This window comes from Streptomyces sp. NPDC029014 (assembly GCF_055564695.1).
Genome location: NZ_JBVHVT010000050.1, coordinates 60,146 through 66,153, shown reverse-complemented (window position 1 = coordinate 66,153; position 6,008 = coordinate 60,146). Strand labels below are relative to the sequence as shown.

Genomic DNA, 6,008 nt, shown 5'->3' with positions numbered 1-6,008 from the left:
GAAGGATACTTCGGATAAACACGCTTGGGACTAATGCCGCTGTGCTCGGTTTTTTTGCCCGCGGTGCTCTCGCCCCCTCCCCTCTTGCTCGGCGCGGGCCCCCCCCCGGCCACGCCAAAAGCGGGGGACGCAAGGCCGCTCCAGGAAGACTCAAGGCCACTCCAGGAGGATCCAAGGCTCGGACAATCCGCGCTTTCAGCTGCTTAGTACGATGATCACTCGTCGTGCCTGTGATCGCGCTGGAAGGCCGAGCGACGAGGCGTGGGAACGGATACGGCACCTGCCATCGCCGGATCGCCGGATCTCCGATCTCCGGATTTCCGATCTCCGGATCTCCGGACCTTGAACCGCCCGTGAGGAACACCCCCATGACGACACCGCAGCCGCCCCGCACCGCCGCCAGCGGCATCGCCACCGAGCGGCCCGCCGCCGGGCGGACCGCTGCAGGGCGGACGTCCGCCGGGCGGTCCGCCGCCCGGGCGCTGCCGTCCCCGCATCGGCGGTACCCGCGGTGAACGACCCCCAGGGCCTGGGCTTCTACCTGCCCGGCTGCGTACTGCTCCTCGCGACGCTGCTGAAGCTGCCCGCGCTCCGCCGCAATCCGCGTGACGAGCTGCTGCGTGCCGTGTGCGTCCTGCTCGCGCTCGCGACGGCCGTGTTCGCGTTCACCGCGATCCCGAGCCTCGTCGCCGTCAACCGGATGACCGGCGTCCCCAACGCCGCTGCGCCCCTCGTCTACTCCCTCATCACGGCCTTCTCCGGGGCCAACATCGTCCTCATCCTCCTCTGGAGCCGCGGCCCCTCGGACGTGGACGGGGAACGGACGCGTCGGCGGGCCCGGCTCTGCGCCACGGTCACGGTTGCCGTCATCGTGGCCATCAACACGCTGTTCGTCCTCGGCGACGCCCCCGTGGAGCGCTTGCGCGACCTCGACACGTACTACGCCAACACCCCGTTCATCAGGGAGACCATCCTCCTCTACCTCACGGCGCACACCACCGCGGCCGTCACGATGACGGTGCTGTGCTGGGGGTGGGCCCGCGAGGTGCGCGGTGCGCTGCGCGCCGGGCTGGCGCTGATAGTCGTCGGGTACGTGCTCAACCTCTGTTACGACGTCGCCAAGTTCGCGGCGGTCGGGGCGCGGTGGGCGGGCCGCGACTGGGACGTGCTCGCCGTCGAGGTCGCGCCGGCCCTGGCGTCCGTGTCGGCGCTGCTGATCGCGGCCGGATTCGTCCTGCCCCTCGTCGCGGAGCCCGTCGTCAGCCGGTGGCGGATGTGGCGCCGGTACCGGCGGCTGCGCCCCCTGCACGAGGAGCTGCGGGGGGCGACCGAGCGCAGCATCGACCTGTCGGCCGGCGGGGGCTGGGTGCCGATCGAGATCCGGCTGACGCAGCGCGAGTCGGACATCCACGACGGCATCCTCACGGTCAACCCGTACCTGCAGGCCGAGCTGCGCGACCGGGCGCTGCGCAAGGAGCTGGCGGACGGGCGCCCGGCGGAGGACGCCGCGGCCGTGGCCGACGCCGCCGCGCTGGTCAGCGCCGTGGTCCGCTGGGAGCGCGCAGGAACCGAAACCACCCCGAGCGCGGGCCCGGACGCGGTGCTGACCTCTCCGAGCAGCCCCCAGGGGCTGGTGCGGATGTCGCTCGCGCTGACCAGGTCGGCCACCGTCCGCTCGTTCCGCCGCTCCGCGATCGAAGAACGGAGCACCACCCGATGACCCCGCCGTCGATCCCGACCTCGCCCCCGCCCCCGCCCCAGACCCCGACCCCGACCCCCACCCGCGTGGTCGTCCTCGGCGGTGGCCTGGCCGGCACGTTAGCCGCGGCGGCCCTCGCCCCGTACGCAGGCGACGTCCTGGTACTCGAACGGGACGGCGCCCTCCCCGAAACTCCGGCCCCCCGCGCCCGTCTCCCGCAGGCCGCGCACGCCCACATGCTGTGGGCCGGCGGCGCCGAGGCGGTGGAGGTGCTGCTTCCGGGGGTGGTCGACGACTGGCTCGCCGCCGGCGCCCACCGCATCCCGATCCCGAACGGGATGGTGTCGTTCTCGCCGGCGGGCTGGTACCGCCGCTCGTGGGCCGAGACCCACTACCTGATCAGCGCCGGCCGGGACCTCCTCGACTGGGGCGTACGCCGCCGGGTCCGGCAGCTCCCCCGCGTCCGGATCCGTACGGGCGTGCGGGTCACCGGCCTGGCCGGGGACGCGACACGCGTGCGCGGGGTCCACCTGCTGAACGGGGAGGGACGACGCGAGCTCATCGCGGCGGACCTGGTCGTCGACGCGACCGGCCGCGGCTCGCACGGCACGCGGTGGCTGCGCGACATCGGCGGGCCGACGGTCCGGGAGACGGTGGTCGACGCGGGCGTACGCTACGCCAGCCGCCGCTACCGGGCACCGCAAGGCGCCGAGAAGGACTGGCCGGTGGTGCACGTCGGCGCCGACCCCCGCCGGAACCGGCCCGGGCTCGTCGCGACGATCATCTCCATCGAGGACGGGCAGTGGCACGTCAGCCTGGCGGGGACGCGCGGGGCCGAGCCGCCCGCCGGGGACGACCTGTTCGAGGACTTCGCACGGCGCGTCCGCCATCCCCTCGTCGCCGAGCTGCTGGCCCGCGCGGAGCCGGTCAGCGGGGTCGCGGTGTTCGCCCGTACCGCCAACCGGCGCCGCTGCTTCGAGCAGGCGGACGTGCCGGCCGGTTTCGTCGTCCTGGGCGACGCCGCCACCAGCCTCAACCCCGTGTACGGCCACGGCATGTCGGTGGCCGCCCTGAGCGCCGTGGCCCTGCGCGCCCAGGCCGCCGGCCGGACCGCCCTCTCCTCACCCGCCTTCGCGCGGCGGGCCCAGAGCGCGATCGCCCGGGCGGGGGCCGCCGCCTGGTCGCTGGCGGTCGGCCAGGACCGCTTCTACCCGGGCTGCATCGGCGGGAGCCCGACCCTGGCGGACCGTCTGACGGCCCGGTACGCCCAACGCCTCACCCACGCGGCCACCGGGAACGGCCTGGTCGTCCGGAAGCTCACGGACGTGATGAGCATGCGCAGGCCGGCCCGCATCCTGGCCGGCCCGACCGTCCTCATGGCCGCCGCCCTGGGCCCCGCCGCGCTCCCCTCCCCGGCCCCGAACTGGCCCCCCACGAACGGGACATCCTCACCCGCCCACCCCTCCGCACCCCACCCCTCCGCACCCCACCCCCGCGACCGAACCCATCCGACGAAAGGCCGACCGAACCCTAGACTCCACCCATGCCCGAACCCGAACCCGAACCCGATCCGTTCGCCCGCCTTCGCTCCTCGCTCAACCGACTGGAGCCAGGCCCCGTGCGACGGGCGACGGTCATCGGGTTCGACGGCACGGACACCCTCGTGAGCCTCTCGGCGACGGGGGCGGAAGTCACCGGGCCGGTCGGACGCGTTCCGTGCCACGAAACGTCGATGCGCCCCGTCGAGCACCCGTCGGAGGCCCTCGAAGTCGGCCGGGAGATAGAGGTCGAAGAGATCGGCCGCCGGCACGACGGACAGCTGTTGCTGTCGGCAAGGGCCTGCGAGAACCAGGAGTTGCGGGAGTTCGTCGTCGGCACCCGACCGGGGCACGTCGTCTCGGGAACGGTGTCGGGCGTTCACGACTTCGGGGTCTTCGTCCATCTGGACGGCGAGCCCGACGGGGTGTGCACGGGGTTCATCCGGGTGCCGGACCTGTCCTGGTCGCGGATCGACCACCCCTCGGACGTGGTGGAGCCCGGGCAGCGGATAACCGCCGAGGTGATCACGTCCGAGACGCGGTCAGGACGGGTCACCGTCTCGCTGAAAGCCCTCCGGGACGTCAACGCACAGCGCCACCGTGTCGCCCTCCGCGCCGCCGTGGGCGATGCGGACCCCTGAGCCGGAGGCGGCTGGTCGCGGGCGCGGGCACGGGGGCGGTCGCGGCCGTCCGGGGCATCCGGGACCGGCTGCCGCGCGGCGGCGCCGCGTGTCGGGCCGGGGCGGGATATCAGTGGTCGCATGCGGCGGTCGGCGGCGGCCGCCACCGTTCGGAAAGGCGGGAGTCCGGTGGCCGTCAAGCCCGTTCCCGAGGGATCTCCGCGTGTCACACCGTACCTGTGCTGTGACGGCGCCGCGGCCGCGATCGACTTCTACGTGTCCGTGCTCGGCGCCAGCGAGCGGATGAGGATGCCGGCGCCCGACGGCAGGATCGCCCACGCCGAGCTGGACCTGGGCGACTCCCTCCTCATGGTCGCGGACGAGTACCCGGAGATGGGATTCCGCTCGCCCAAGACCGTCGGAGGCACTCCCGTCACCTTCCACGTCTACGTCGAGGACGTCGACGGTGTCTTCGCCAAGGCCCTCGCCCAGGGCGCGAAGGAGCTGCGCCCGGTACGGGACGAGTTCTACGGCGACCGCACCGGCCAGATGGAGGACCCTTTCGGCCACCGCTGGAGCGTCGCCACGCACGTGGAGGACGTCTCGCCGGAGGAGATGGAGAAGCGCGCCAAGGCGGCCATGGAGTCAATGGAGTCCACGGACCCGCAGTAGCCTCCCCCCTCGCCCTCCCCGCCCCTCGTCCCCCCTCACACCGCGCCGGGAGGTCACGGGGCCGGCGCCGCGGCCCGGTTCCACTGCATGCGGGACCACGGCAGGGCGAGGCGGCCCCGGTCGGTGACCTCCTGCGGGGCAAGGTCGGCGATCGGGGCGGCCTCGCGGTGGCGGGCGTGGACGGTGTCGACGTAGCGGTGGCCGGTGTCGGCGGCGACGAAGAGGACCGTGCGCTCCGGGGAGCGCTCGCGCTCGTGGCGGGCGGCGAGGTAGCCGGCCCCGGTCGACAGCCCGGCGAAGACGGCGTGCCGGCGCAGCAGGTCGACGCTGCCGGCGAGGGCCGCGTCGAACGAGATCCAGTGCACGGTGTCGTACAGCTCGTGGGAGACGTTCCCGAAGGGGATGGAGCTGCCGATCCCGGCGATGATGATCTCGGGGTCGGTGGTGTGTGCGGCGCCGAAGGTGATGCTGCCGTACGGCTGGACGCCGACGAGTTCGACGTCCGCCGCCGCCCGTCCCTCGGGACCCGTGCGCAGGTAGCGGGCCAGGGCGCCCGTGCTGGCGCCGGAGCCGACCCCGCCGACGACGGTGAGGCCGTCCGCGGAGCCGAGGGTCTCCCGGATGCGGTCGGCGACCGCCGCGTAGCCGAGGTAGTGGACGTCGTCGTGGTATTGGCGCATCCAGTGGTACTCGGGGTGTTCGGCGAGGATCTCGTGGATCCGTTCCACCCTCCGCTTCTGGTCGAGTTTGAGGTCGCTGCACGGCTCCATCTGCTCCAGCGTCGCCCCGAGGACGGCGAGTTGCGTGCGCAGCGTGTGGTCCACCGTGGTCGAGCCGACGATGTGGCAGCGCATGCCGTAGCGGTGGCAAGCGAGGGCGAGGGCGTACGCGTAGATGCCGCTGGAGCTGTCCAGGAGGGTGTCCCCGCGCCGTACGGCGCCGGTGTCGAGGAGGTGGCGTACGGCTGCCAGCGCGGACACCGCCTTCATCGTCTCGAAGCGCAGGCAGACGAGCCGGTCGTCGAGGCGTATCAGGTCCGGCCGGCCGATCGACTCCGCGATGTGCTGGTCCATTCAGGGTCTCCTCGTCGTGAAGGTCCGGGTGGCGGGGATGCCGTGGGCGTCGAGGCCGTGCAGGCAGCGGCGTACGCGGTGGCGCACGCCCGGGGCGGCCGGGTCGAACAGGACGCCCGCCACCGCCCCGCTGTGCGCGATCTGCACGCCCGCCGCGCCCGTCCGGCGGGCGATCGCGGTCAGCGCCTCGAACTCCGGGTGGCCGAGGATCCGTTGGCCGCGCCGGGCGCTGGCGGTGGCGACCGCGCCGAGGAGCGGTACGTCGCCGGTGGCCACGGCCCGGCGCAGCTGCGTGCGCAGCCGCTCACAGGCCCGTACGTCGTCCTCGTCAGCCTCCGACACCGACACCGACACCGGCGCCGGCACCGACGTCGACGGCGATGGCGATGGCGATGGCGACACCGAC

Annotated in this window: 7 protein-coding genes; 5 read left to right on the top strand and 2 right to left on the bottom strand. The window is 73.5% G+C overall.

Features of this window, described 5'->3' with window-relative positions:
* The first annotated feature begins 368 nt into the window (after nucleotides 1-368).
* From ACZ4VL_RS25810 to ACZ4VL_RS25790, 5 genes are all read left to right on the top strand, one after another.
* Nucleotides 369-515 carry a hypothetical protein gene (locus ACZ4VL_RS25810; RefSeq protein WP_468204318.1) on the top strand — a complete coding sequence of 49 codons (147 nt, stop codon included), beginning with the start codon at nucleotides 369-371 and terminating at the stop codon, nucleotides 513-515.
* On the top strand, nucleotides 512-1,720 hold the full coding sequence (locus ACZ4VL_RS25805) for an MAB_1171c family putative transporter (protein WP_468204316.1): 1,209 nt from the start codon (nucleotides 512-514) through the stop codon (nucleotides 1,718-1,720). Before ACZ4VL_RS25810 ends, ACZ4VL_RS25805 begins: the two co-directional genes overlap by 4 nt.
* On the top strand, nucleotides 1,717-3,366 hold the full coding sequence (locus ACZ4VL_RS25800) for an NAD(P)/FAD-dependent oxidoreductase (RefSeq protein WP_468204315.1): 1,650 nt from the start codon (nucleotides 1,717-1,719) through the stop codon (nucleotides 3,364-3,366). The genes ACZ4VL_RS25805 and ACZ4VL_RS25800 overlap by 4 nt, the downstream gene beginning before the upstream one ends.
* A 65-nt stretch (nucleotides 3,367-3,431) precedes the next feature.
* Nucleotides 3,432-3,878 carry a S1 RNA-binding domain-containing protein gene (locus tag ACZ4VL_RS25795; RefSeq protein WP_468204313.1) on the top strand — a complete coding sequence of 149 codons (447 nt, stop codon included), beginning with the start codon at nucleotides 3,432-3,434 and terminating at the stop codon, nucleotides 3,876-3,878.
* 168 nt (nucleotides 3,879-4,046) lie between these two features.
* Nucleotides 4,047-4,529 (top strand): VOC family protein, encoded by a 483-nt coding sequence (locus ACZ4VL_RS25790; protein ID WP_468204311.1) that lies wholly within the window; start codon nucleotides 4,047-4,049, stop codon nucleotides 4,527-4,529.
* 53 nt (nucleotides 4,530-4,582) lie between these two features.
* On the opposite strand, the gene ACZ4VL_RS25785 is transcribed toward ACZ4VL_RS25790, so the two are convergent.
* Both ACZ4VL_RS25785 and ACZ4VL_RS25780 read right to left on the bottom strand, forming a co-directional pair.
* A complete protein-coding gene (locus ACZ4VL_RS25785; protein WP_468204309.1) occupies nucleotides 4,583-5,602 on the bottom strand; it encodes a pyridoxal-phosphate dependent enzyme in 1,020 nt (339 codons plus the stop codon).
* Entirely contained in the window at nucleotides 5,603-5,944 is a 342-nt protein-coding gene (locus tag ACZ4VL_RS25780; protein ID WP_468204306.1) for a hypothetical protein, read from the bottom strand.
* Nucleotides 5,945-6,008: the final 64 nt, after the last annotated feature.

What these genes read in the sequence shown, in the direction of transcription:
- ACZ4VL_RS25810 (WP_468204318.1), top strand. Translation starts at nt 369, where the DNA reads ATGACGACACCGCAGCCGCCCCGCACCGCCGCCAGCGGCATCGCCACC.
- ACZ4VL_RS25800 (WP_468204315.1), top strand. Translation starts at nt 1,717, where the DNA reads ATGACCCCGCCGTCGATCCCGACCTCGCCCCCGCCCCCGCCCCAGACC.
- ACZ4VL_RS25795 (WP_468204313.1), top strand. Translation starts at nt 3,432, where the DNA reads ATGCGCCCCGTCGAGCACCCGTCGGAGGCCCTCGAAGTCGGCCGGGAG.
- ACZ4VL_RS25785 (WP_468204309.1), bottom strand. Translation starts at nt 5,602, where the DNA reads ATGGACCAGCACATCGCGGAGTCGATCGGCCGGCCGGACCTGATACGC.